Here is a 24,491-nt window from a genome sequence, read left to right as displayed (position 1 = left end):
GCGCACGTGAGACGAACGGAGTTCTTTCCAGCGTGAGTAACACGAACGGAGTTCGTAGTGGGCGCAGCTGACACGACTGTCCTGGTGACCGTCACGGGGCCCGACCGCCCCGGTGTCACATCGGTGCTCTTCGCGGCGCTCTCCCGCCACGACGTGAGCCTGCTCGATGTGGAACAGGTGGTGATCCGTGGCCGCCTGACCCTCGGCGTGCTCGTGGCGTGCCCGGAGGACGGGGAAGCCCTCCAGGAGGAACTGGAGGAGGCGATGGCCACCGTCGGGATGTCGGTGGATGTCGAGATCGGGGCGGACCCCGGCCGGCAGTCGCTGTCCACGCACGCGGTGGTCATTCTCGGTTCTCCGGTGTCCGCGCGGGCCCTGCGATCGGTCGCTCGTGAGATGGCGAAGCTGAGTGTCAACATCGACTCCATCCGTGGCGTCGCCGATTATCCGGTGACCGGTCTCGAGCTCCTCGTCAGTGCTCCCGCGACGGCGGCGGTGGACAAGCGGCTGCGTACGGTGCTGGCCGAGGTTGCTGTGGCGGAAAGCGTCGACATCGCGGTCGAGCGGGGTGGGCTTGCGCGCCGCGCGAAGCGGCTCATCGTCTTCGACGTCGACTCGACCCTGGTCCAAGGCGAGGTCATCGAGATGCTCGCAGCGCGGGCCGGGGTCGAGGACGAAGTCCGTGCGGTCACCGAATCGGCGATGCGCGGCGAGATCGACTTCACCGAGTCGCTGCACCAGCGGGTCGCGACGCTCGCCGGTCTCGACGCCTCCGTGATCGACGACGTCGCCGAGGGCCTCGAACTGACGCCGGGTGCCCGGACCACCATTCGCACGTTGCGACGCCTCGGATTCCACTGCGGGGTGGTGTCGGGTGGCTTCCGTCAGGTGATCGAGGGGCTCGCTCACGAACTGGAGCTCGACTTCGTTCAAGCCAATACTCTCGAAATTGTGGACGGCAAGCTCACCGGACGAGTCGTGGGTGACATCGTCGACCGGGCCGCCAAGGCCACAGCGCTGCGTAAGTTCGCTGCCCAGGTGGGCGTGCCGATGGAGCAGACGGTCGCGGTCGGTGACGGCGCCAACGACATCGACATGCTCAATGCCGCCGGTCTCGGTATCGCCTTCAACGCGAAGCCGGCGTTGCGTGAGGTCGCCGACACGGCGCTCTCGCATCCCTTCCTGGACGCCGTACTGTTCATCCTCGGCGTCACTCGGGACGAGGTCGAGGCCGCCGACGCCGTGGACGGCGTGGTGAGACGAGTTCCCCTGTCGTGACGGAACCGTGTGCAGCCGCGATCGCCGGCGACGCCGCGCTGTGGGAGGCACGCCACGCGGTCCTCGCGGCCGGTTACGGTGGACGGCCCGATCCCGAGGATCCTGCCCTGGTGCTCGCGATGCCGATCGTCTTGCACATCCCGAAGTCGAACCCGCCTGCGCGTAGTGCGGTGCTGGCGGCGGCCGCGACGGCGTCGGTGGCGCTGTGCCTCGACCCACGGGTCGGCGTCGATGCAGACGGGCAACCGGGCCCCTGGCGCTCCGACTACCTCGCATGGGTGGGGTCTCGCATCCGCAAGGTGTCGCGCCGGGCTCGCGGTGCCCAGTGGCGCGCCGCGCAGGATGTGGACGGCATCACCGTTGAGGTCGACGGCGCCGAGGCGCGGGCACTCGTCCCCGTCGCGGTCGGTGCGCTCGACCCGCGCATCAAGAAGCTGCAGATCGGCGGAACCGACCTCGAGCACGACGACCCCGGCCCGGCGCCCGGCGGGACACCCGTGCTGTGGATCGACGCGACCCTGGACATGACCGTTGGGAAGGCCGCCGCACAAGTGGGCCACGCGTCGATGCTGCTCGCGGGAGCGATGAGCGTCGAAGCTGCGAGGCACTGGGCGGATACGGGTTACCGCTGCGCCGTCCGTGACGCCGATGCGGCGAGGTGGACGGCGTTGCGCGAGCTCGAGTCCGCGGGGCGTGCGGTCGCGGTGCGCGATGCCGGTTTCACCGAGGTGGCTCCCGGATCCGTGACGGTGATCGCCGCCCTGTGAGCCGCGGCGGGTCCAGTGCCCGCGGCTTGGCTATAGGGGCGCCGGGAACAATCGGGGAACACTGGCCCCCATGCTCGCTCGACGTGTGATCACGCTCTTCGCCGGACTCTGGTTGTACGGCTTCTCGATGGCCATGATGATCACCGCCGGCCTCGGCCTCGATCCGTGGGATGTATTCCATCAGGGCGTCGCGGGCCGTACGTCGCTCAGTTTCGGTGCCGTGACCGCCCTCACCGGTGCCGGTGTTCTGCTGCTCTGGATTCCCCTGCGTCAGAAGCCGGGATTCGGCACGATCGCCAACGTTGTGGTCATCGCGGTGTCCGTGGACACTTCACTGGTGTTTCTCCGGCCCGTCGGGTCGCCGGCCGTGCAGGTGGCGATGATGGTCGGTGGTGTCGTGCTCAACGCTCTGGCGACCGTGCTGTACATCGGTGCCGGTATGGGTACGGGACCGCGGGACGGACTGATGACCGGTTTGGTTCGACGAACCGGATTGTCCGTGCGCCTCATTCGGACGTCGATCGAAGTTGCGGTGCTGGTGACCGGGTGGCTGCTCGGCGGCACCGTGGGAGTGGGGACCGTGGTCTACGCACTGGGGATCGGTCCGCTGATCCAGTTGATGATGCGCGCCGGCGGTCTCTATCCGACCGCTCGGAAGACGAGCAGTCCGGGTCCGGACAGTCTGATCGTCGAGTCTCCCGAAATGGGGCCACCCGGTTCCGGCGCGCCGTCAGGGGAGTTGGAATCGAATTCGGCGAGCAGGATTCCGTAGAACCAGTCGGGGCTGCCCAATGCCACCTCGACCGGTCCGCCGGAGTGGAAGACGAGGAGCCAATTGTCGTCGGTGAGCTGAAATCCGTCCTCGGTGTGGGATCGGATGTCGGATCCGTCGATCCATGCCTGCAGGGTGCGGCGTGAGTCGTCGTGCCACGCATCGTCGTCCATCTCCGCACCGTCGGCACCGAACCACACGAGGTCCGGGTGACCGGTGGGAGTATGCCGTCCTTCGAAGAATTCCGGTTGCCGCAGTGCGGGGGACGCGCGGCGCAGATCGAGAGCGCGCGTGACGAACGCGGTGAGCGTCCGGTCACCGGTGCTCCAGTCGAGCGCCCAGGAATCCTCGCGAGCAGTGTCGGCGGGGACACAGTACGCGTTGTTGTTCCCGCCCAGCGAATGGCCGAATTCGTCGCCTGCCGTGAACATCGGGGTGCCCGTGGAGAGGGCGAGGGTGGCCAGCAGAGCGCGGACATGACGCTTGCGGGCGTCGGTGATCGACGGGTCGTCCGTGGGGCCTTCCACGCCGTGGTTGACGGAGTCGTTGTGGTCGGCGCCGTCCCGGTTGTCCTCCCCGTTGGCATCGTTGTGCTTGCGCCGGTACGCGACGAGGTCCGCCGCGGTGAAGCCGTCGTGTGCGGTCACGAAGTTGATGGAGGCCCAGGGCCGGCGACTGTGGAACAGGTCCTCCGAGCCGGCCACTCTGGAGGCCAGTTCGCGAACGCCGGTGTTGCCGTTCCAGAAGCGGCGGACAGTATCGCGGTATCGGTCGTTCCACTCCGACCACTGGGCGCCGAAGTGCCCGACCCGGTATCCATCGGAGGTGGCGTCCCAGGGTTCGGCGATGAGTTTGCAGCGGGACAGAACAGGATCCGCGGTGATGGCGGAGAACACCGAAGCGCGAGAGTCGAATCGGCCTCCTCCGGGTCGGCCGAGGGCGGAGGCCAGGTCGAAACGGAAGCCGTCGACCCCCATCTCGTGTGCCCAGTACCGAAGGCTGTCGCAGATCATCCGGACGACGATGGGGGAGTGCGCGTCCACCGTGTTGCCGCATCCGGTGAGGTCGACGTCGCGGCCGTCGGCATCGAGAAGGTAGTAACCCGGGGCGTCGAGACCACGCCAGCTGAGGCTGATCCCGTCGACGCCCTCTTCGCACGTGTGGTTGTAGACGACGTCGAGGATCACCTCGATTCCGGCAGCGTGCAGGGCGTCGACCATGGTGTGGAATTCGGCGATCTCCTCGCCGGCCACTGCCGCGTAGCCGGGATGGGGCGCGAAGAACGACGCTGTCGAATAGCCCCAGTGGTTACGCATTCCCCGTTCACGCACCGTCTGTTCGGTCAGGTGTGCATGTACCGGAAGTAGCTCGACCGCGGTCACCCCGAGTCGAACGAGGTGACCGATGACGGCGGGCTCTGCCAGCCCCAGATACGTGCCGCGGTACTGGGGAGGGACGCCCCGATGTCGGGCGGTGTACGCGCCGAGGTGCAGTTCGTAGAGGACGGTTTCCTCCCAGGGCCTTTCGATCCTGGGACCGGTGGTCCGGGGGACGGCGGGCGTGACCACGGACAGCGGCGCGTGGCCGAGGCTGTCGAGCGGCGAAGGTTCGCCGAACGGGTCTCCGGCATGCGAGATGAGGGCACGGTGGTCGCCGGTCCCGCCGGTAATGCGTTTCGCCCACGGATCTACGAGGAGTTTGGCCGGGTTCATCCGGACTCCCGCGCGCGGGTTCCACTCTCCGTGCACCCGGTAGCCGTAGCGCTGGCCGGGACCGACGCCGTCGACCACCCCGTGCCAGATTCCGTAGGTCCGCTGCACGAGGTCGATTCGTGTCTCCGCACCGTCCGGAGAAATCAGGCACACCTGTACCAGGTCCGCGTCCGGAGCGTGGACCGAGAACTGGGTGCCGGTGCCTCGCACGTGTGCTCCCAGGGGAAACGGCGATCCGGGCAGGCGCAGGCTCGGCGGGAACGACGCTCTCTCGCCGGCACGTGAATCGATGTGAGACGACACGTAACTGATCCTGCCGCGAATGCGCCGAAGATGTGCGGGAAGATGGATCCGTGCATCAACCTGATCCTGATCTCCTCATCGATTTCGACGACGTCCTCCTCCGGCGCGGGGGTAACACTCTCGTGGGGCCGGTGTCCTGGAAAGTGGAGCTCGACGAGCGATGGGTGGTCCTCGGCCCGAACGGAGCCGGCAAGACGTCGTTGCTCCGCATCGCGGCTGCCGAACTGCATCCGACGAGCGGTAGCGCCCACCTTCTGGGGGAACGGCTCGGGCGAGTCGACATCAACGAGCTACGACCACGAATCGGGCTGTCGTCGTCGGCGCTGGCGAACCGGGTGCCTGCCGAGGAGGTGGTGAGCGATCTCGTCGTGTCCGCCGGCTACGCCGTACTCGGTCGCTGGCGGGAGCGGTACGAAGACATGGATACCGAGCGGGCGGTCGAGATGCTCGAAAGTCTCGGGGCCGAGCACCTGGCCCATCGCAGCTACGGCACCCTGTCCGAGGGGGAACGCAAGCGCGTGCTCATCGCCCGTGCGCTGATGACCGACCCCGAACTTCTCCTCCTCGACGAACCCGCCGCCGGACTCGACCTCGGCGGGCGAGAGGAACTCGTCGCGCGACTGACCGACCTGGCCGCAGATCCCGACGCTCCCGCAACCGTTCTCATCACCCACCACGTCGAGGAGATCCCACCCGGCTTCACCCACGCGCTGCTCCTGAACGAGGGCCGCGTGGTCTCGCAGGGTCTGCTCGACGACGTGATCACGTCGGAGAACCTCAGTGAGGCCTTCAGCCAGTCCATCAGCCTCGACAAGGTCGATGGACGGTACTTCGCGCGGCGCAGCCGGGTCCCGGGCGCCCACCGGGCGTGAGGGTCGAAACGGGCACCTGTTCCAGTGGGGTGCCGGTGCGACGCACATCACCGGAGGCGTAGGTTCCAAGATCATGGTCTCGAAGCAAGAACAGGCGGCAGTCGACGCCGTCGACGTGTCACCGAAGGACGCGTCGACGGTCATCCTGATCAGGGATGCAACACCGGAACTCGCGGGGGGCGGCATCGAGGTATTCCTCCTGCGCCGCGTCAAGGGCATGGCGTTCGCCGGAGGTATGACGGTGTTTCCGGGAGGTGGTGTCGACCCGTCGGATGCCGTGGCGGACGTGCAGTGGGCCGGACCTCCCGTCGAGTGGTGGGCCGAACGCTTCTCCACCGATCCCGCCCGGGCGAAGGCTCTGGTGTGCGCGGCGGTACGTGAAACTTTCGAGGAATGTGGGGTGCTGCTCGCGGGCGGAAGCACGGACACGGTAGTGGCCGACACGTCGCACTACGCGCAGGCGCGCATTGCGCTCGAACGACGTGAACTTTCCTTCGGTGAGTTCCTGGCGCGCGAGGAACTCGTGCTCAGAGCCGACCTCCTGCGCCCCTGGGCGAATTGGATCACGCCGATCGGCGAAGGGCGGCGTTACGACACCCGGTTCTTCGTCGCGGCGGCTCCCGACGGGCAGATCGCGGACGGGGCCACGTCCGAAGCCGAGGAAGTGACCTGGCTGAGCCCCGCGGCGGCCCTGGACGCATGGAAGGGGGGCGGCAGCGTCCTGCTCCCACCCACGTGGAGTCAGCTGACGGCATTGCAGAACTTCGATTCGGTGGCAGAGGTCCTCGCCGCGGAGCCGGAGATCCCGGTGATCCTGCCGACCCTCATCACGGACGAGGAAACGATTCGGGTCGAGTTTCCCGGGCAGGACGGTTATTACGAGGCAGGCCCGCACCCGTGGTCGGTGCGGGGACGGAAGCGGACACCGCCGGGTCGCGCCGAGTCGGCCGAGCGGAGCAAGTAGCCTCTTGCCTCATGGCTGAATTCGTCACTCTCGAGGTTTCCGAAGGCATCGGCACCATTCGACTCGCGCGTCCCCCGATGAATGCACTGAATCGGCAGGTGCAACAGGAGTTGCGGGCCGCCGCACGGGAAGCGACAGTGCACCCCGACGTCAAGGCAGTGATCGTGTACGGCGGAGAGAAGGTGTTCGCCGCAGGCGCCGACGTCAAGGAGATGGCCGAGATGAGCTTCGGCCAGATGACCGATGTCATCACCGATCTGCAATCGGACCTGGCCGCGGTCTCGGAGATTCCCAAGCCGACCGTCGCCGCGATCACGGGGTACGCGCTCGGCGGCGGCCTGGAGGTCGCACTCTCGGCGGACCGGCGGATCGCCGGCGACAACGCCAAGCTCGGTGTCCCCGAGATCCTTCTCGGCATCATTCCCGGTGGTGGCGGCACTCAGCGTCTCGCTCGGCTGATCGGTCCCTCGAAAGCGAAAGACCTGGTGTTCACCGGGCGCTTCGTCAACGCCGACGAGGCGCTGGCGATCGGTCTGGTCGACGAGGTGGTGGCGCCCGACGACGTGTACGAGGCAGCTCGACGATGGGCGTCCCAGTTCACGACGGGCGCCGGCCGCGCGCTGGCCGCGGCGAAAGCCGCCATCGACCAGGGATTGGACGTCGACCTGCACAGCGGACTGGCGGTCGAGCGCCAGCTGTTCGCGTCCCTGTTCGCCACCCAGGACCGCACGATCGGGATGGAATCGTTCATCGAGAACGGCCCTGGCAAGGCTCAGTTCACCGGCGAGTAGTCTGAGCCCGGAAAACTAGAACCTGTTCACTCTTACCAGCGAGTAGGATTTGCCGCATGACTGCTAGCGCCCACGACGACCCCGCTCCTCATCCGCACGCCACCGCCGAAGAGGTCGAGGCGGCGCTGAAGGACACCAAACTCGCCCAGGTGCTCTACCACGACTGGGAAGCCGAGACGTACGACGAGAAGTGGTCCATCTCGTACGATGAGCGGTGCATCGACTACGCGCGGGGCCGCTTCGACGCCGTCGCGGGAGATCAGCCCCTTCCGTACGAGCGGGCGCTGGAACTGGGCTGCGGGACCGGCTTCTTCCTTCTCAATCTGATGCAGGGCGGGGTCGCGAAGACCGGTTCGGTGACCGACCTCTCGCCAGGCATGGTCAAGGTGGCATTGCGCAACGCCGAGGGTCTCGGGTTGCCCGTCGACGGTCGTGTCGCCGACGCCGAAACGATTCCGTACGAAGACAACACGTTCGACCTCGTGGTCGGGCACGCTGTGCTACATCACATCCCGGATGTGGAGCAGTCGCTCCGCGAGGTACTGCGGGTGCTGAAGCCCGGTGGGCGCTTCGTGTTCGCCGGCGAGCCCACCACCATCGGCAACTTCTACGCCCGCTGGCTCGGCCGCGTCACCTGGGAGACCACGACGCGTGTCACCAAGCTGCCCTTCCTTGCCGATTGGCGTCGCCCGCAGGCGGAACTGGACGAATCCTCCCGCGCTGCGGCACTGGAAGCCGTCGTCGATCTCCACACGTTCGATCCGAGTGATCTCGAGAAGATCGCCGAGTCCGCGGGCGCCGCGCAGGTGCACGCCGCCACCGAGGAATTCGCAGCCGCCCTGCTCGGGTGGCCCGTCCGCACCTTCGAGGCCGCTGTTCCGCCGGAGAAGTTGGGCTGGGGCTGGGGCCGTTTCGCGTTCACCGGATGGAAGACGCTCAGCTGGGTCGACGAGAAGATCCTCCGCCATGTGGTGCCGCGCGGTTTCTTCTACAACGTCATGATCACCGGCGTGAAGCCCGGCAACTGAATTGGGCTATGCGTTCACTCCCGAAGACGTGGAGTTCCTGCAGAGTGCTGCAGGCGCAGCAGCTCTCGCCGAGGTAGACGAACTTGCGTTGACCACGTCGACGCGCCTGGCCGATATCGGCCGGGCGCGTTCGCGTTTCGGCTCTCGGGTAGCCATGCTGGTGGAGACGGTGCTGTTGCGGCGCAAGGCCTCGGCCAAGTTGCCCGGCAGCGAGCACTGGCTCTTCACCGATGATGCACTGCAACAGGCGACTCCGCGTGCCGTGGCAGCCCACCGCGCGAGGCGCCTGGCAGAGCGGAACGTTCACGACGTGACCTGCTCGATCGGTGCGGAACTCGCTGCTGTCATCGGGACGGCCGATACGGTGGTCGGCAGCGACATCGATCCCGTCCGGCTGCGCATGGCCCGGCACAATGTGCCCGCTGCGGCGATCGTGCGCGCAGACGCATTGGTGCCGTGTACCCGCGACACCGTCGTGCTCGCAGATCCGGCGCGGCGGTCGGGTGGCAGGCGCACGCATGATCCCGCTGCTCTCGAGCCGCCACTACCCGACCTCATCGACGCGTACCGAGGCCGTGATCTCGCGGTGAAATGCGCTCCCGGCCTCGCTTTCGATCGGCTCGACTGGGAAGGCGAGGTCGAGGTCGTGTCCCTCGACGGTGGCGTCCGTGAGGCGTGCCTGTGGTCGGCCGGACTGTCGGGCGCCGGAGTCACTCGCCGGGCAAGCGTCCTCGACTCCGGAGGCGCGGTGTGGACGGTGACGGACGCCGAGGACGACGACATCCCCGAACGCGCGCCGGGGGAGTGGATCGTCGATCCTGACGGGGCTGTTGTCCGGGCGGGTTTGGTGCGGCACTACGCCGCCCGGCACGGACTGTGGCAGCTCGATCCTCGGATCGCTTATCTCACGGGCGATTCGGTTCCCGCGGGCGTGCGGGGCTTTCGAATTCTCGAGCAGGTGAAATATTCGGAGAAGTCGCTGCGGCAGGAGCTCGCCCGCCACGACTGCGGTGCGGCGGAGATCCTCGTGCGCGGCGTCGACGTTGATCCGGCCGTGCTGCGTCCCAAGTTGAAGCTCCGCGGAAGCCGCTCGCTCAGTGTGGTGATCACGCGGATCGGCCGATCGGGCGTCGCCTTCATCTGCGCTCCGCGCCCGTGAGTACTTATTAACCGCCGGACGTTAATAAGTACTCACGGGTCAGCGGAGGACGAACAGCTCCCCGAGCAGCGTCGGAGTGAGGACCTCACCCTCAGGGCCGATGGACGTGCCGACGGTGAATCCCTTCGCCCCCGGCAGGGTGTCCTGATCGAGCGTTTCGCCGGTGGAGGTGTCGAACGTGAGCACCGCCAGTCCGTCGACACCCTCGCGGACCACCGAGTAGCCGGTGGATCCGGCCGTCTGGGCGGGGACTCCCAAATGCCGTAGATCCTTGCGCTCCCAAACGAGTTCGGCGTGGTCGCCCTTGTCCTGCAGTGCGAGGAGGTGGCCGTCGAGTCCGCCCGCGGGAATGATCAGACCGTCCGCGGACGTCGACGGGCTACCTGCTGCGGCGTACCCGATGTCGTAACTCCACTTCGGATCACCGGTCGCAGCGTCGATCGCCCACACCGTGCCCCAGTTGTCGTTGATGTAGACGACGGAACCGTCAGCCGACAGATCGGGGCTCGATGCGCTGCCCCCCGGCAGGGTGTCGCTGGACCATTCCTGGCTGATCGTGGGATTGTCGCCGCCGGAGTATTTCATCGCGACGAGGTCGGCCTCGGTCGCGCCGGGCGCATAGAACGTGAAGTAGAACGTGCCGGACGCCAGGTCGATGGCCGGCATGTTGGCCACCGGGCAGTCGGGGGAGCCGAAGAAGCAGCCGCTGAGGCCCTTGTCGTCGGGAAGGATGTCCACGTTCGCGCCGTCGGCGACGGACGGTGGTGGGATGAGGTCGTACGACGCCACCACTTTCTGCCCGGTCTGCGGATCGAGCACGCTGATCTGCCCGAGCTGGGTGATGAACAGGAGGTTGCCGTCGCCCGTGAATTGTGCCGACAGCGGCGTTCCGACCACCGGTGTGCGCCAACGTAACTGGCCGTGTTCGTTGAACGAGTTCATGGCGCCGTTCTCGCCCACGTAGACATTGGCGGCGCCGTCGACCACCGGGGTGGACGCCACGACTCCGGGGGCAAGCTGGCGGCACCAGCGTTTGCGGCCGCTCTCCATCTGGAAGGAGAAGAGATTGCACCCCTTCTCGGTGCGAGCGGTGAGGAAGATCTGGCCGCTTGCCGCCACGGATGCGTAGTTCGCCACCGGCCCACCGAGGGGCCGCGACCACGCGAGTGAGATGTCGCGCGACCCTGTCACCGGACTGGTGTCACTGTTGCGGGCGTCCGCATGCATCCCCGGCCACCCGCCCGCGGAGAAGATGTCGTCGACGTGCGCCCCGCCCCCGCAGCCGCTGAGGACGACAGCCGAGATCGTCGCCAGCGCCAGTACTGACGAACGTAGGACCCGCCGCATTACATCTCCTCAGTTTTCGACAAACGCTCGGCCCAGAGACTATCCCGCCGAGGCAGGCACGATCGGCACACCCCGAACGGTGTCGGTGTCCGGACACACCCGCGCACGGCTCCGGTGGGTGAACGTAGGCTGACGGGCTATGACGAGCATGTGGGGCGCACCGTTGCGTACGAGGTGGAAGGGATCCCGGCGGAAGGACAGCGAGCAGGCCCGCTTCCTGACCCTCGACTCGCTGCGCTGGGTGCTGGCGAACAAGGCGTACACCCCGTGGTACCTGGTGCGGTACTACCGGCTGGCCAAGTTCAAGCTCGCCAACCCGCACGTGATCCTGCGGGGCATGGTGTTCCTCGGCAAGCGCGTGGAGATCCACTCGACTCCGGATCTGTCCCGCCTCGAAATCGGTCGCTGGGTCCACATCGGTGACGGCAACGCGATCCGGTGCCACGAGGGGTCGCTGCGCATCGGCGACAAGGTGGTGTTCGGCAAGGACAATGTGGTCAACACGTACCTCGACATCGAGATCGGAGCGTCCACGCTCGTCGCCGACTGGTGCTACATCACCGACTTCGATCACCGCATGGACGACATCAACGTGCCCATCAAGGATCAGGGCATTGTGAAGGGCCCGGTACGCATCGGTCCCGATACCTGGGTGGCCGCGAAGGTCACGGTGCTCCGCAACACCCGGGTGGGACGCGGTTGCGTGCTCGGCGCCCACGCCGTCGTCAAGGGCGACATCCCTGATTTCAGCATCGCAGTGGGATCGCCCGCGAAGGCCGTGAAGAATCGCAGGGCCGAGTGGGAGGCCGGCGCCGAGGAGCGGGCCAAGTACATCGCCGCACTCGAGGACATTGCCCGCAAGAAGGCCGCCCGGGAGGGCTGAGCCGGGTGGCATAGTCGACCCATGGGCGTCTCGGACCGCGAACTCGAGGATCGTATCCGCGAGCTGCTGTATGCGCGGGCGGCGGATTCGAGTATCTGCCCGTCGGACGTGGCCCGCGCGATCGCCCCCGACGAGTGGCGACCTCTCATGGAGCCGGTGCGGCAGGCCGCCCGACGCCTTGTCGCGGCAGGTGAAGTCGAGATCACCCAGAGGGGTGCGGTGGTGGATCCGGACTCGGTGCGCGGTCCGATCCGGATTCGCCGTCTCCGTGAGTGAGGCGAATGTACCGTTCGGCGCGCTGGAGGCGTCCGGCGGTACATTCGCCCTCGCGACTCAGCGTCCGGGTAGGGGGCGCTCGGGAATAACCGGGCGCGCCAAGGGATGTCGCACGCGGCGTTTGGCACCGGCGTAAACGTGTGCCGTGTCCTCGGCCACTGTGTGCCAGTCGAAATCCGCGGTGAGGCGGTCGCGGGCGGCCACTGCTCGTTGCTGCGCCGCCGCGGGATCGTCGAGGACCTCCCGAACCGCGGAGGTGAGTCCCGTGACATCGCCGGGGAGGAAGGACATGCCGGTCACTCCGTCTACGACCGCCTCGCCGAGACCACCGGCAGTAGACGTCACCAGCGGAGTTCCGGAGGCGGCAGCCTCGAGCGCGATGATGCCGAACGGCTCGTAACGGCTGGGCAGCACGATCGCATCGGCGCCGTGGAGCCAGCTCAGCAGTTCGGAGTGGTCGAGATTGCCGAGGAAGTTGACGGCACGGGCAACGCGGTGAGTGCGGGCCTGCTGATAGAGCCAGGTGAACTGGGTGCCCTCACCCGCGATCGACAGCGTGGTCCCCGGGTGACTCCGGCGGATACGGGGAAGCGCGGCGATCGCATCCTGCACCCCCTTCTCGTACTCGAGGCGGCCGACGAACAACAGTTTGGGTGGACCCGATCGCGGCGCGCGCCGACGGAAATTCCACGTGGTCACGTCGATCCCGTTGCGTATCACAGTGATCGGCGGGAGCTGAGGACCGTATAGGGTGGTCACCTCGTCCTGCATCGATGCCGAGCAGGTGATCAGCGCATCGGAGTCGTTGGCCAGCCACCATTCGACCGAATGCACCTGACGGTTGATGCGGCCCGACACCCAGCCGCTGTGGCGGCCGGCTTCGGTGGCGTGCAACGTGGATACCAAAGGCACATCGTAGAATTCGGCGAGTGCGATGGCCGGATGTGCCACCAGCCAGTCGTGGGCATGCACCACGTCGGGCTGCCAGCCTTCTCCGACACCCGGCTTGTGCAGGGCGACGCCGGCCCGCACCATGGCATGCCCCATCGCAAGTGTCCACGCCAGCATGTCCTCGCCGAACACGAAATGCGGCGGATCCTCGGCGACGGCGACGACGAGTACGCCTTCTTCGATGTGGGTGACGGTGGGGTGCGTGGACGCATCGGTTCCCGACGGCCGCCGCGACAGCACCACCACCTCGTGGCCGGCGGCGGCAAGAGCGGTCGCGAGGTGGTGCACGTGGCGGCCGAGGCCGCCCACGACCACCGGCGGGTACTCCCACGACACGATGAGGATCTTCACGAGGCCACTCCCGAGACGCCGACCGCCGATGCTGCGGAACGGGCAGGCAGGCGCCGGGCGTCCAGACCGGGGAACAGGCCGTCGGCCGCGTTCCATCCGGCCGCGAGGCGCGCCGCCGACGCGTCGTTGCCCGCAGCCACCGCGGCCGCGATCTCGCGCATCGCGTGCGCGTGCTTGTGTGCCCGGTCGCGCGCATACTCCGCCGCAGAGTCCTTGCTGACCATGAATGCCCAGTCGCTCGACACCGTCATGAGTGCCTCTCGCAGAATCTGATCGTTGACGCGGTTGCGGAGTTCGGGTCTTCCGGGTGCAGAACCGAGGCTACGGGCTTTGTCGACCGTGTCCAGTGCGGCCGCGACCACCTCCGAGTTGAGTGCCACCAGATCGGACACCTTCTCGCCCGCCCACACCCGCCAGTCCTTGCCGGACCCCCACGACGAGTTCTCCAGGGGGACCGGCGCACCGACGTATCCCTGGGTGCGGGCGTCCTCGAGGGTGCCGACCCGGATTCCCGCCTCGGGGAGAGCGCGCAGCACCTTCTCGAGCCACTCGGGCCCTTCGTGCCACCAGTGCCCGAACAACTCGGTATCGAAGGCCGCAACGACGACCGCTGGGCGCCCGATTCGCTCGGCCTCTCCGCGCAGTCGCCTGCGGACCGTGGAAACGAAGTCGGCGACGTGCCGGTCGACGGCGGCGGACGCCAGTTCCGGGTCGTACGGCGCCTTGTCCGCCGAGTCCACCGTGCGGCCGGTGACCCGGGCGGGCTTCAGTCCGGTGGCATGGTCGTAGGTGTGGAAGTCCCGGTAGGCGCCATGGCCTGGGTAACCCGACTTCGGCGACCACACCCGGTAACTGACCTGCAGGTCGCGGCCGAACGCGACCACGTCGGAGTCTCGGACCGGCCGGCCGAGGGAGGTGTCCCCGCGCAGGGCGGGACCGTCGACCATGAAGTGGGTGACCCCCGCCTCGGCGTAGCCGATCTCCATGCCCGGGGTGTAGGCGCATTCGGGACCCCAGATGCCCGTGGGTGTGGTGTTCCACCTGTTCTTCGCGTCGGCGAGTCCTTCCCTCAAGGAGAATTCGCGCAGTCGTGGCTCGAGCAGCGGCTGGAACGGGTGCGCGAGGGGGCCGCCGAGAAGCTCGAAGGCTTCCCGATCGAGAAGATCGCGTAGGACGGGCGAGCCGCCGTGCCGCCACCGCAGTTCGAAATCGGTGAGGGCATCGGCGGAGGCGCGGTGCTCCCGGGCGCCGAGATCGCGGTGTGCGGCATCGGGCATTCCGGCAGCTTCGTGAGCTCGGATCTGCCAATTCCCCAGCCAGTGATGCATGCCCGACAGGCAGTGCGGATCATCGAGTTGTGCGGCGAGGACCGGGGTGATCCCCAGAGTCAGGAGGTGGGAGCGGCCTTCGTCGGACAGTCGCCGCAACATGGCCGTGAGGGGAAGGTACGACGCGGCCCACGACTGGTACAGCCACTCCTCTCCGACGGGCCAGCGGCCGTGATGGGCGAGCCAGGGCAGGTGCGAGTGCAGAACCAGGCAGAACATGCCCGGCTCCGTGTGGTCGGGCGGGCGCGTCCCGCTTCCCACGCCCCCCATTCGTGTGGAATCGGTCACTGCACGGGATCCTTCACCGCGACGGCTACGAGGTCGAGGCTGTCGTCGATGTTGCCCTCGCGCAAGACGAAGTCGTCGACCGTGATGCCCTCGACGTCACGGGTGAGTTCCGGTGGCCAGGGTTCGCCCGCGAGGGCCCGGTCGATCTGGGCGCCGATGAACGAACCACCGTGCTTGGCGTCGAGGGCCTTCAGCCGTTCACCGTGGTGGACGCCGGTCATCAGCGACACCGTGAACCCCGTTTCCTCGAGCAGCTCGGTCAACTCGGTGGCGTCGAGTTCACGGGTGTGGAAAGGGTTGAGCGGTGTGTCCCGACCGGGCGAGAACGTAATTCGGTTGGGGGTGCTGACGAGAAGTTCGCCGCCCGGCGTCAACACGCGGAAGCACTCCCGCAGAAACTGCGCTTGATCCCAGAGATGTTCGATTACCTGAAAATTGACGACGGCGTCCACCGAGGCATCGCCGAGGGGAAGCTCGGCCAAGTTGCCGTGCAACATCTCGACCCGGGGGTACCGGGCCCGAACGTGTTCGACTGCGGAAATGTCGTAGTCGAGGCCGGTGACGCGCTTCGCCACGTCGGCAATCATGTTGGCGCCGTAGCCTTCTCCCGATCCTGCTTCGAGGACGGTCCGGCCGGCGCAGCGGGGCAGGAGGTCGCGGTAGACCACCTCGTGACGCCGGAACCAGTAGTTCTCCTCGGGGATGCCGGGCACGGTCCGCTCGCCCGTGAGGGGCAGTTGCTCGTCTCCGGTTGCGGGCAGCGGTGCGTTCTCGCGGTCGCCGACAAATGATTCGCTCACCGGTGCGAGATTAGTGCCACCGACGAGGTCGCTCGTCCAGGTGGTCCACATCACAGCACCGAAAGTGATGTTCAGGCTTATGGTGAACGAGGCTTTCACGCAAGTTACCAGCGGGTAACTTAGCGTGAGGTAATCTGTCGCAGAGCAATTGTGCGAGGACATACGAAGACGAGAGCTCCGCTCATGCGGAGCAACTCGCGATAACCAGGCAAGTACACACAGGAGGTCGACGAAGACCCATGACGAACATCGTTGTTTTGATCAAGCAGGTCCCCGACACATGGTCCGAGCGCAAGCTGACCGACGGTGACTACACGCTTGACCGCGAGGCCGCCGACGCCGTGCTCGACGAGATCAACGAGCGGGCCGTCGAAGAGGCGCTTCTCATCAAGGAAGCGCAGGGCGGCGAGGTGACCGTGTTGTCCGCAGGTCCGGACCGCGCCACCGACGCCATCCGCAAGGCCCTGTCCATGGGTGCCGACAAGGCTGTGCACATCAATGACCCCGCACTCCACGGTTCCGACGCGATCCAGACGGCGTGGACGCTTGCGGCCGCTCTCGGACAGATCACGTTCGAGAACGACGAGCCCGCCGACCTGATCATCGCCGGCAACGAGGCCACCGACGGCCGGATGGGCGCGATTCCCGCGATCATCGCCGAGTACCTGGGCATCCCGCAGCTCACGCAGCTGCGCAAGCTCACGGTTGCCGACGGTGTCGCGACCGGTGAGCGGGAGACCGACGAGGGTGTGTTCGGCCTCGAGGCGAACCTGCCTGCCATCGTGAGCGTCACCGAGAAGATCAACGAGCCCCGTTTCCCCTCCTTCAAGGGCATCATGGCCGCGAAGAAGAAGGAAGTCATCACCTACACCCTGGCCGACCTCGGGGTGGACCCGGAGACCGTCGGTGTCGCGAACGCGGGCACCACCGTCACCGCCTCGACGCCCAAGCCCCCGCGTACCGCTGGTGAGCGCATCGTCGACGAGGGCGACGGCGGCAGCAAGATCGCCGCATACCTCGTCGGCCAGAAGATCATCTGATCCGCGCCCTCCACAGACCAGCAGACATATACAGGGAGAGTTAGACATGGCAGAAGTACTGGTGCTCGTCGAGCACGCAGAGGGTGCACTGAAGAAGGTCAGCACCGAACTGATCACGGCCGCTCGCGCGCTCGGTGAGCCGGCCGCAGTGGTCACCGGTCCCGCCGGTACCGCGGACAAGCTCGCCGACGCACTCGCGGCTGCGGGCGCAGCCAAGATCTATGTCGCCGAGTCGGATGACATCGAGGGCTATCTGGTGACCCCGAAGGTCGACGTCCTCGCGTCGCTCGTCGAGTCCGCTGCCCCGGCCGCGGTCATCACCGCCGCGAGCATCGAAGGCAAAGAGGTCTCCGGACGTCTCGCCGCCCGCATCGGATCCGGCCTGCTCTGCGACGTCGTCGACGTGAAGTCCGACGGCAGCGCTGTGCACTCCATCTTCGGTGGCGCGTTCACCGTCGAAGCGAAGGCCAACGGTGACGTCCCGGTCATCTCGGTGCGTCCGGGTGCCATCGAGGCGAAGCCGGAGGCAGGCGCGGGCGAAAAGGTCGAGGTCGAGGTTCCCGCGCAGGACGAGGGCGTCGTCAAGATCACCTCGCGTGATCCGATCGTTGGCGGCGACCGGCCCGAGCTCACCGAGGCGACCGTCGTCGTCTCCGGTGGCCGTGGCGTCGGCAGCGCGGACAAGTTCTCCGTCGTCGAGGAGCTCGCCGATTCGCTCGGCGCCGCGGTGGGCGCCTCGCGTGCCGCTGTGGACTCCGGCTACTACCCGGGCCAGTTCCAGGTCGGTCAGACCGGCAAGACGGTCTCCCCGCAGCTGTACATCGCGCTCGGCATCTCCGGTGCCATCCAGCACCGCGCAGGTATGCAGACCTCGAAGACCATCGTCGCCGTGAACAAGGACGAGGAAGCGCCGATCTTCGAGATCGCCGACTTCGGCATCGTCGGCGACCTGTTCAACGTGGCTCCGCAGCTCACCGAGGCTGTCAAGACCCACAAGGGCTAGAAATCGCCTTGTCGGCGGCCCCGTTCCCCTCGAGGGAGCGGGGCCGCTGTCGTATCTATACCGTTCACCCCGGCTGCATCGACACGACACCTAGTCGATGCCCCGCCGCCGCCCCTGCTCGGTAAACCTGCGCCATGACAACTTCGTCTGTTCTTCGCGCAGCGAGTGACACCGCCGATACCGTTGTAGTTCCACCCCGGTACTCCCTCGTAGTCTCCTCCGACCGCGAGCATCGGGTGGCGGCCCAGCGGCTGCGTTACCGCGTGTTCGCCGCGGAGCCGGGTTTCTCGGTTCCCGCCACCACCACTGGGCTCGAGGCCGACCGATTCGACGAATTCTGTGACCATCTACTCGTCCGCCACGAGGCCACTGGCGAATTCGTCGGCTGCTACCGCATGCTTCCGCCGGATGCCGCCGCGCAGGCCGGTGGCTATTACACGGCCACCGAGTTCGACATCTCGGCCCTGGACCCGCGAGGCAATCGGATCGTGGAGATGGGCAGGGCGTGCGTCGACCCCGACCACCGTTCCGGCTCGGTACTGAGCCTGATGTGGTCCGGAATTCTCCACTACCTGCAGCTGACCGGCTACGACTGGGTGATGGGCTGCGTGTCCGTGCCCATGCAGGAGCATCCCGATGTCCCGGCCGGCTCCAACGTGCGCGGCGTGCGAGATCTGCTCCTGAGCAAGCACGGCAACGACCCTGCGGCCCGGGTCGTTCCCCGCAACCCGGTCCGCGTGGCCGGCCGATCCCTCGACGAGATCGAGCCACCTGCCCGGCCTTCGCTGCCCCCGTTGCTGCGGGGGTGCCTCTCTATTTGTCAAGCAGCCCTTTCGGATTCTTCCTCGCGTTGTCGGTGGCTGCGTTTTTCGTCGGCGAGCATGATGCGCCAGACGTGATCGGACAGGTGCTGCTTGAGGCTGCGGTTCGCTGCGCGGCCACTCTTGCCCTCTGCGATCTTCTTGTCGTAGTAGCCGCGGCCGGTGCTGGCAGGCATCCGGATCTGGACCATCGCGATCGTGTAGAGCGCACTGTTGAGTTGCCGGTCTCCGTACCGGGACAGGCGGTGGCGATCAGTGTCGGCGCTGGCGATCTGCACCGGTGCCGAGCCGTTGTAGTTTGCGAAGGCCGCGGCGGTCGGGAACCGGCTGACGCGCCCGGTTCGGCCGATCAAGCGGGCGGCGGTCACCGGACCGATCCCGTCGACCTCCCGCAGACGGGTGCCGTGCTCGTCGAGAGCCTGGGTCATCTGTTTCTCGTTCACCGCGAGCCGGTCGTCGAGGCGCCGGAGGTCGGCGATCAGGTCGCGACACAGCCCGACGCGGGTTCGGTCCACCTCGCTGCGGGCACGGAAGCCCCGCAGCAGTGCCGTGGCCGAGGCGGCAGTCAAGGAGGTTGGCGCCCCGCCGGCCAGCAACTGTCGTAACAACGCGTGCAGCTGATTGGCGATGCGAGTGCGATTGTTGCACAAGTTTGTTCGACGTTCGTCGAGCAAGGCCAGGACGTCGGTCGGGCCTTCGGGGACGACCGGTCGGGCGTCGCCCTGCAGGGCGGCCACACACGCGGCCGCGGCGGCGTCGATGCGGTCGTTCTTGCGCCGGCCGCCGCGGGAGAGTTGCCGGACCCGGGCGGTGGCGGTGGCCGGAACGTCGAGGACCATCTCCCCGAGGACGACTAGCCATTGCGCCAGGTGATGTCCGAGCCCCTCGGCATTCTCGACTGCCCACTGGCGCTGTGGCCAGGCCTTGGCCCAGGCGATCAGCGTCTTGTAGTCGGCGAGGGTGGCGTCGATGCGGATCGAGCCGAGATCGGTGTTGGTGACGGGGTCGACCGCGGTGGCGGTGTGGGTGGACTTGTGGGGATCGATGCCGATGACGATCATGGAGGACGGTTCCCTTCTCTGCTGGGATGGGGATCCGCGGAGGACAATCCGACTTCAAGTACCTCTCACAGCAGCTTGGGGTCACGCCTCTCTCCAGTCACTCCGCGAACGCAGACCGGAAGGGGCGACAAACCCCCGCAAAGTCAACCCCGCTGGATGGGGGTGACAGGAACCTCAGGAGTCAACCCTTCCGGTCTGCTACGGCACATTACGGGCAGCTAACCCGACCACGTGCCGCTCTCACGAACATAAGTCGGTACCTCCGTCTGGGCGCGAAGGTGTGCGGGGAGCCGGCGCACGACCCGGAATTCGGTGTCGCCGACTTCGTCGCGCTGCAGGGACTGCATCACGCGAACGAGCGTTACCTCGAACGGCTGCGTTCGGCATCGGCGTACCTCGAAACCGGGACCCAGGCATGAGCACCACCTCGAGCGAGACGCCGGTTCCCGTCCACGCCTGGATGCCGTCGAGTCCGTGCGGCAGCGGATGCCTGCCCCCGGAGGCGCCGGGAGTCTCGGCTCTTGTCGTCGCGATCCGTTGGTTCCTCGTAGCCTCCGCCCTGGTGACCGCGCCGCTGCTGACGGCCGGGTGCGTGATGCCACAGAACTGGCGGACCGGTCTTCAACGCCGGTACGCGGCAATGCTGCTGCGGTGTGTGGGCCTGCGGCTCGAGGTGGTCGATCACCGCGGGAAGCGGCGGCACGAGGGTGGCATCCTGGTGGTGGCGGGTCACGTCTCCTGGACCGACGTCCTGGTTCTCAGTGCTCTTCACCCGGCGAGCTTCGTTGCGCGGGGAGACCTTCTCGACTGGCCGATCCTGGGGTCGCTCGCGCGGCGGATGCGGATCGTCCCGATCGACCGGCACGACCTGCGGGCGCTGCCGGGCACCGTGGCCGCAACAGCGACACGACTGCGGGACGGCGAAAGGGTGGCCGCCTTCCCGGAGGGGACGACGTGGTGCGGGCGCGCGTACGGAGGTTTCCGCCCGGCGCTGTTCCAGGCGGCGATCGACGCGGAGTGCCCGGTGCAGCCGGTGTCCCTGCGGTACACGATGCGCGGGGGAGAATTGACCACCGGGCCGTGCTTCGTGGGTGAGGAGACCATCGGCGGGTCGATTCGGCGAATCATTCGGCACAAAGGCGTCGTCGCCGAAGTCCGGCTGGCGCCGATCGAGTACCCGGGAGAGTCGCGCCGAGATCTTGCCGCCCGCTGTGAGCGCGCCGTGCGGGGTTCCGAGCCCATCGATCTCGCAGCGCACGACATCCTCGATCCGACGCGGGAGCCCGCCCAGCGGGCCGATACCCGGATCGAGACGGAAGAGCGCCTGATCGCCTGAGTTATCCTGGTCGGGTCATGACCTCTGCCCGCAGTGCCGACAGCCCTGTCTACCTGGACCACGCAGCTACCACTCCCATGGTGCCCGCGGCCGTCCAGGCGATGACCGACGTCTTCTCGACCGTGGGCAATGCGTCCTCGCTGCACGGCTCGGGGCGTGCCGCCCGTCGGCGTATCGAGGAGGCGCGCGAATCGATCGCGGCCGACCTCGGGGCCCGTCCGTCCGAGGTGATCTTCACCTCCGGCGGAACAGAAAGTGACAACCTGGCGGTCAAAGGCATCTTCTGGGCCCGCCGCGACGCCGATCCCGCCCGGGTGCGGATCATCACGAGTTCCGTCGAGCATCATGCCGTCCTCGACGCGGTGGAGTGGCTCGAGCAGCACGAAGGCGCCCAGGTTTCGTGGCTTCCGGTCGACGAGCGCGGTCGGGTGTCCCCGCACGTGCTGCGCGACGAATTGGCCCGCCATGCCGACGAAACCGCACTGGTCACGATTATGTGGGCCAACAACGAGGTCGGCACGATCATGCCGATCGCCGAACTGGCAGCGGTCGCGGCGGAGTTCGAAATTCCCATGCACAGCGACGCGGTCCAGGCCGTCACCCATCTGCCGGTCGATTTCACCGCGAGCGGTCTCTCCGCGCTCAGTATCGCCGCGCACAAGGTGGGCGGCCCGCAGGGAGTCGGTGCACTGCTGCTCGGACGGCAGGTGGCATGCGTTCCGTTACTGCATGGCGGCGGTCACGAGCGCGACGTGCGTTCGGGTACCCCGGACACGGCCGGTGTCGTCGGGATGGCAGCGGCATTGCGGCACGCCACCGCGAACCTCGACGCGCGCGCCGAGGAGTTGACCGTCCTGCGGGACCAGCTGATCACCCGAGTGCAGGAAATTCTTCCCGACGCCGTGTCGAACGGGCCGGTCGGTGCTGCACGCCTGCCCGGCAACGCCCATTTCACTTTCCCCGGCTGTGAGGGTGATTCCCTGCTGATGTTGCTCGACGCAGCGGGAATCGAGTGCTCCACCGGTTCGGCGTGTACGGCGGGCGTGGCTCGCCCGAGTCACGTCCTGACGGCGATGGGTGTGGACCCGGCCACCGCGCGGGGTTCGCTGCGGTTCTCGTTGGGGCACACGTCGACGGCGGGAGACGTGGAAGCGTTGATCGCGGCGCTGCCGCAAGTAGTGGAGCGAGCCCGCGCCGCGGGGCTCGCCGGTGTCGGAGCGCGTGGAGGGAATCGTTGATGCGAGTACTGGCGGCCATGAGTGGCGGAGTCGACTCCGCCGTCGCTGCGGCCCGGGCTGTGGCTGCAGGGCATGACGTGGTCGGTGTGCACCTGGCGTTGTCCGCCGATCCGGGAACCTTGCGGACCGGATCGCGGGGGTGCTGCTCCAAAGAGGACGCCGGTGATGCCAGGCGTGCGGCGGACGTTCTCGGAATCCCTTTCTACGTCTGGGATTTCGCCGATCGCTTCAAGGAAGACGTGATCGACGACTTCGTGGCGTCCTACGCCGCCGGTGAGACACCCAACCCCTGCCTGCGCTGCAACGAGAAGATCAAGTTCGCGGCGCTGGCGGATCGCGCCATCGCACTCGGGTTCGACGCAGTGGCCACGGGTCACTATGCGCAGCTTCACGACGGGGTGCTCCGGCGCGCTGTCGATGCCGACAAGGACCAGTCCTACGTTCTCGGTGTGCTCACCGCCGAGCAGTTGTCCCGGGCGATGTTCCCGGTAGGTGACACCCCGAAAGAGAAGATCCGGGCGGAGGCGGCCGAGCGGGGTCTGGCCGTGGCGAACAAGCCCGACAGCCACGACATCTGCTTCATCCCCTCCGGCGACACCAGGGCGTTCCTCGGCGCGCGGATCGGTGTGCGCCCGGGAAGTGTGGTCGACGCCGACTCGGGTGAAGTTCTCGCGGAACATGAAGGCGTACATGGCTTTACCATCGGCCAGCGCAAGGGGCTCGGCGTCCAGGGTCCCGCAGCGGACGGACAGCCGCGGTACGTCACGGCGATCGAGCCGGAGACGGGCACCGTCCGGGTGGGTTCTGCTCGCAACCTCGAGGTGCACGCGATCAGCGCCGAGCGAGCCGTCTGGACGTCGGGCCGGGTGCCGGACGCGCCGATCGAGTGCACGGTTCAGGTACGCGCGCACGGCGGCCTGGCCGAGGCCGTGGCCGAGGCAGTTGACGGCGGCATCGCCATTTCGCTGCGCGAACCCCTCACCGGTGTGGCCAAGGGTCAGGCAGTGGTCCTCTACCGAACGGATCCGGCGGGCGACATCGTGCTCGGCAGTGGAACGATCTCGGGTACCGACTCCCGTCCGACCGCGCAGTGACACACACTGTTTCGCTGGCCGGTGCCGTCACCGGCGTCGGCTCGTGGCCCGGAACCGATGCACGCGAAGCCGCCACGATCGTTCTCGGTGAACTGGGCAGGCTTCCCCACCTGGTGGAGTTGCCGGCGCGGGGGCTGGGAGCAGACTTGATCGGCCGTGCGAGCGCACTTCTCGTCGATCTGCAGCTGGACGTATCCACGACGGCGTACCGGGTGGTCTCGCGGAGAGGTTCGGTGGCCAAGCGTGCTACCGACCTGCTGAACCAGGACCTCGACGCGCTCGAAGAAGCCTGGGAGGCTGCCGGTCTGGTCGGCGCCGACCATGTGGTGAAAGTGCAGGCGGTCGGACCGCTCACCTTGGCCGCGGAAGTGGAGTTCGGCACGGGCCGCCGCGTCCTCACCGATCCGGGTGCGGTGCGGGACTTCGCCGAGTCGCTGGGCGAGGGTGTGGCCCGGCATGCCGCCGAGGTGACCCGACGTCTCGGTGCGCAGGTCCTGATCCAGTTCGACGAACCGCGGTTGCCTGCGGTGCTGGCTGGCACGTTGTCCGGCCGGACCCGTCTCGAGACGGTTCGCGCGCTGCCCGAGCCGGAGGCCCTCGCGGTGCTCGAGGCGGCTCTCACCGGCTCCGGTGGTGTCACGATGGTGCACTGCTGCGCCGCGGGGATACCCACCGACCTGCTGCGGCGCAGTACGGCACGAGCGGTCGGCCTGGACGTGGCGCAGCTGACAGCAGCCGATCTGGACGGGATCGGGGAACTGCTCGACGCCGGGAAGGAGCTGGCTCTCGGATTGATCCCCAGCATGGCGCCGTCGATCCCCACCACGTGGCGTGACCTCGCCGCACCGGCCGTGACGCTGATCGACCGACTCGGTTTTCCCCGCACGACACTGCGCACCCAGGTGGCGGTCACGCCGGCATGTGGGCTCGCCGGAGCAGACGAGCAGTGGAGTCGTGAGGCCCTGCGTCTGAGCACTGAAGTGAGTAGTGCGTTCACCGACGACCCCGAATCACTGTGACTCGCGGGT

22 protein-coding genes and 2 pseudogenes are annotated in these 24,491 nt (G+C 67.4%); 18 read left to right on the top strand and 6 right to left on the bottom strand.

Going from position 1 to position 24,491, the window contains the following annotated elements:
* Window positions 1–57 precede the first annotated feature (57 nt).
* The 3 genes from serB to yczE all read left to right on the top strand — a co-directional run bounded on the left by serB (window position 58) and on the right by yczE (window position 2,817).
* Window positions 58–1,278, top strand: a complete 1,221-nt coding sequence (gene serB / locus CBI38_RS18645) for a phosphoserine phosphatase SerB (RefSeq protein WP_109331103.1) — start codon at window positions 58–60, stop codon at window positions 1,276–1,278.
* Window positions 1,275–2,045 carry an aminoacyl-tRNA hydrolase gene (locus CBI38_RS18640; protein WP_109331101.1) on the top strand — a complete coding sequence of 257 codons (771 nt, stop codon included), beginning with the start codon at window positions 1,275–1,277 and terminating at the stop codon, window positions 2,043–2,045. The genes serB and CBI38_RS18640 overlap by 4 nt, the downstream gene beginning before the upstream one ends.
* Before the next feature lie 70 nt (window positions 2,046–2,115).
* Entirely contained in the window at window positions 2,116–2,817 is a 702-nt protein-coding gene (gene yczE, locus CBI38_RS40945) for a membrane protein YczE (RefSeq protein WP_230989881.1), read from the top strand.
* Between the two features lie 20 nt (window positions 2,818–2,837).
* Here the strand turns inward: yczE and glgX are convergent.
* Window positions 2,838–4,832, bottom strand: a pseudogene (glgX, locus tag CBI38_RS18630) (glycogen debranching protein GlgX); the annotation flags it as partial.
* 50 nt (window positions 4,833–4,882) lie between these two features.
* Between glgX and CBI38_RS18625 the strand changes: the two are divergent.
* The 5 genes from CBI38_RS18625 to CBI38_RS18605 all read left to right on the top strand — a co-directional run bounded on the left by CBI38_RS18625 (window position 4,883) and on the right by CBI38_RS18605 (window position 9,646).
* Window positions 4,883–5,704 carry an ABC transporter ATP-binding protein gene (locus tag CBI38_RS18625; protein WP_109331097.1) on the top strand — a complete coding sequence of 274 codons (822 nt, stop codon included), beginning with the start codon at window positions 4,883–4,885 and terminating at the stop codon, window positions 5,702–5,704.
* A 73-nt stretch (window positions 5,705–5,777) separates the two neighbouring features.
* Window positions 5,778–6,668 carry an NUDIX hydrolase gene (locus tag CBI38_RS18620; RefSeq protein WP_109335191.1) on the top strand — a complete coding sequence of 297 codons (891 nt, stop codon included), beginning with the start codon at window positions 5,778–5,780 and terminating at the stop codon, window positions 6,666–6,668.
* Window positions 6,669–6,679: 11 nt separating this feature from the next.
* Complete coding sequence (locus CBI38_RS18615; protein ID WP_109331095.1) at window positions 6,680–7,459, top strand: enoyl-CoA hydratase/isomerase family protein; 780 nt, start codon at window positions 6,680–6,682, stop codon at window positions 7,457–7,459.
* A 56-nt stretch (window positions 7,460–7,515) separates the two neighbouring features.
* The gene (locus CBI38_RS18610; protein WP_109331093.1) at window positions 7,516–8,487 is read left to right on the top strand and encodes a class I SAM-dependent methyltransferase; all 972 of its coding nucleotides are present in this window, start codon (window positions 7,516–7,518) and stop codon (window positions 8,485–8,487) included.
* 1 nt (window position 8,488) lies between these two features.
* On the top strand, window positions 8,489–9,646 hold the full coding sequence (locus CBI38_RS18605) for a THUMP-like domain-containing protein (RefSeq protein ID WP_109331091.1): 1,158 nt from the start codon (window positions 8,489–8,491) through the stop codon (window positions 9,644–9,646).
* A gap of 39 nt (window positions 9,647–9,685) precedes the next feature.
* Here CBI38_RS18605 and CBI38_RS18600 read toward each other — a convergent pair whose 3' ends face one another.
* Complete coding sequence (locus CBI38_RS18600; protein WP_109331090.1) at window positions 9,686–10,993, bottom strand: outer membrane protein assembly factor BamB family protein; 1,308 nt, start codon at window positions 10,991–10,993, stop codon at window positions 9,686–9,688.
* A 139-nt stretch (window positions 10,994–11,132) separates the two neighbouring features.
* Between CBI38_RS18600 and CBI38_RS18595 the strand changes: the two genes are divergently transcribed.
* Both CBI38_RS18595 and CBI38_RS18590 read left to right on the top strand, forming a co-directional pair.
* Entirely contained in the window at window positions 11,133–11,876 is a 744-nt protein-coding gene (locus CBI38_RS18595) for an acyltransferase (RefSeq protein ID WP_109331088.1), read from the top strand.
* 21 nt (window positions 11,877–11,897) lie between these two features.
* On the top strand, window positions 11,898–12,152 hold the full coding sequence (locus CBI38_RS18590) for a DUF3253 domain-containing protein (RefSeq protein WP_109331086.1): 255 nt from the start codon (window positions 11,898–11,900) through the stop codon (window positions 12,150–12,152).
* A gap of 57 nt (window positions 12,153–12,209) precedes the next feature.
* Here the strand turns inward: CBI38_RS18590 and CBI38_RS18585 are convergent, their stop codons facing one another.
* The 3 genes from CBI38_RS18585 to CBI38_RS18575 are packed head-to-tail and all read right to left on the bottom strand — an operon-like array spanning window position 12,210 to window position 15,870.
* Window positions 12,210–13,454, bottom strand: a complete 1,245-nt coding sequence (locus CBI38_RS18585; protein WP_109331084.1) for a glycosyltransferase family 4 protein — start codon at window positions 13,452–13,454, stop codon at window positions 12,210–12,212.
* The gene (locus CBI38_RS18580) at window positions 13,451–15,052 is read right to left on the bottom strand and encodes a 1,4-alpha-glucan branching protein domain-containing protein (protein ID WP_204164975.1); all 1,602 of its coding nucleotides are present in this window, start codon (window positions 15,050–15,052) and stop codon (window positions 13,451–13,453) included. Before CBI38_RS18580 ends, CBI38_RS18585 begins: the two co-directional genes overlap by 4 nt.
* Before the next feature lie 14 nt (window positions 15,053–15,066).
* Window positions 15,067–15,870, bottom strand: coding sequence for a class I SAM-dependent methyltransferase (locus CBI38_RS18575; RefSeq protein ID WP_109335190.1), 804 nt, complete (start codon window positions 15,868–15,870; stop codon window positions 15,067–15,069).
* Between the two features lie 239 nt (window positions 15,871–16,109).
* Between CBI38_RS18575 and CBI38_RS18570 the strand changes: the two genes are divergently transcribed.
* From CBI38_RS18570 to CBI38_RS18560, 3 genes are all read left to right on the top strand, one after another.
* Entirely contained in the window at window positions 16,110–16,910 is an 801-nt protein-coding gene (locus CBI38_RS18570; RefSeq protein WP_109331080.1) for an electron transfer flavoprotein subunit beta/FixA family protein, read from the top strand.
* Window positions 16,911–16,956: 46 nt separating this feature from the next.
* Complete coding sequence (locus CBI38_RS18565; protein ID WP_109331078.1) at window positions 16,957–17,913, top strand: electron transfer flavoprotein subunit alpha/FixB family protein; 957 nt, start codon at window positions 16,957–16,959, stop codon at window positions 17,911–17,913.
* A 134-nt stretch (window positions 17,914–18,047) separates the two neighbouring features.
* Window positions 18,048–18,812, top strand: a complete 765-nt coding sequence (locus CBI38_RS18560; RefSeq protein ID WP_109331076.1) for a GNAT family N-acetyltransferase — start codon at window positions 18,048–18,050, stop codon at window positions 18,810–18,812.
* On the opposite strand, the gene CBI38_RS18555 is transcribed toward CBI38_RS18560, so the two are convergent.
* The gene (locus tag CBI38_RS18555) at window positions 18,734–19,795 is read right to left on the bottom strand and encodes an IS110 family RNA-guided transposase (protein ID WP_109331074.1); all 1,062 of its coding nucleotides are present in this window, start codon (window positions 19,793–19,795) and stop codon (window positions 18,734–18,736) included. The genes CBI38_RS18560 and CBI38_RS18555 overlap by 79 nt on opposite strands.
* Window positions 19,796–20,052: 257 nt before the next feature.
* Between CBI38_RS18555 and CBI38_RS18550 the strand changes: the two are divergent.
* From CBI38_RS18550 to CBI38_RS18530, 5 genes and pseudogenes are all read left to right on the top strand, one after another.
* Window positions 20,053–20,214 (top strand): annotated as a pseudogene (locus CBI38_RS18550) (phosphohistidine phosphatase); the annotation flags it as partial.
* Entirely contained in the window at window positions 20,211–21,131 is a 921-nt protein-coding gene (locus CBI38_RS18545) for a lysophospholipid acyltransferase family protein (protein ID WP_109331072.1), read from the top strand. The pseudogene CBI38_RS18550 and the gene CBI38_RS18545, both read left to right, overlap by 4 nt.
* 17 nt (window positions 21,132–21,148) lie before the next feature.
* Entirely contained in the window at window positions 21,149–22,369 is a 1,221-nt protein-coding gene (locus tag CBI38_RS18540; protein WP_109331070.1) for a cysteine desulfurase family protein, read from the top strand.
* Complete coding sequence (gene mnmA / locus CBI38_RS18535) at window positions 22,369–23,463, top strand: tRNA 2-thiouridine(34) synthase MnmA (protein WP_109331068.1); 1,095 nt, start codon at window positions 22,369–22,371, stop codon at window positions 23,461–23,463. Before CBI38_RS18540 ends, mnmA begins: the two co-directional genes overlap by 1 nt.
* The gene (locus tag CBI38_RS18530; protein ID WP_109331066.1) at window positions 23,460–24,482 is read left to right on the top strand and encodes a methionine synthase; all 1,023 of its coding nucleotides are present in this window, start codon (window positions 23,460–23,462) and stop codon (window positions 24,480–24,482) included. The genes mnmA and CBI38_RS18530 overlap by 4 nt, the downstream gene beginning before the upstream one ends.
* Window positions 24,483–24,491 lie beyond the last annotated feature (9 nt).

It is taken from the genome of Rhodococcus oxybenzonivorans, assembly GCF_003130705.1.
GTDB classification, from domain to species: Bacteria; Actinomycetota; Actinomycetes; order Mycobacteriales; family Mycobacteriaceae; genus Rhodococcus_F; species Rhodococcus_F oxybenzonivorans.
Note: the sequence above shows the minus strand (reverse complement) of the source record. Positions and strands in the feature narration are given on the sequence as shown.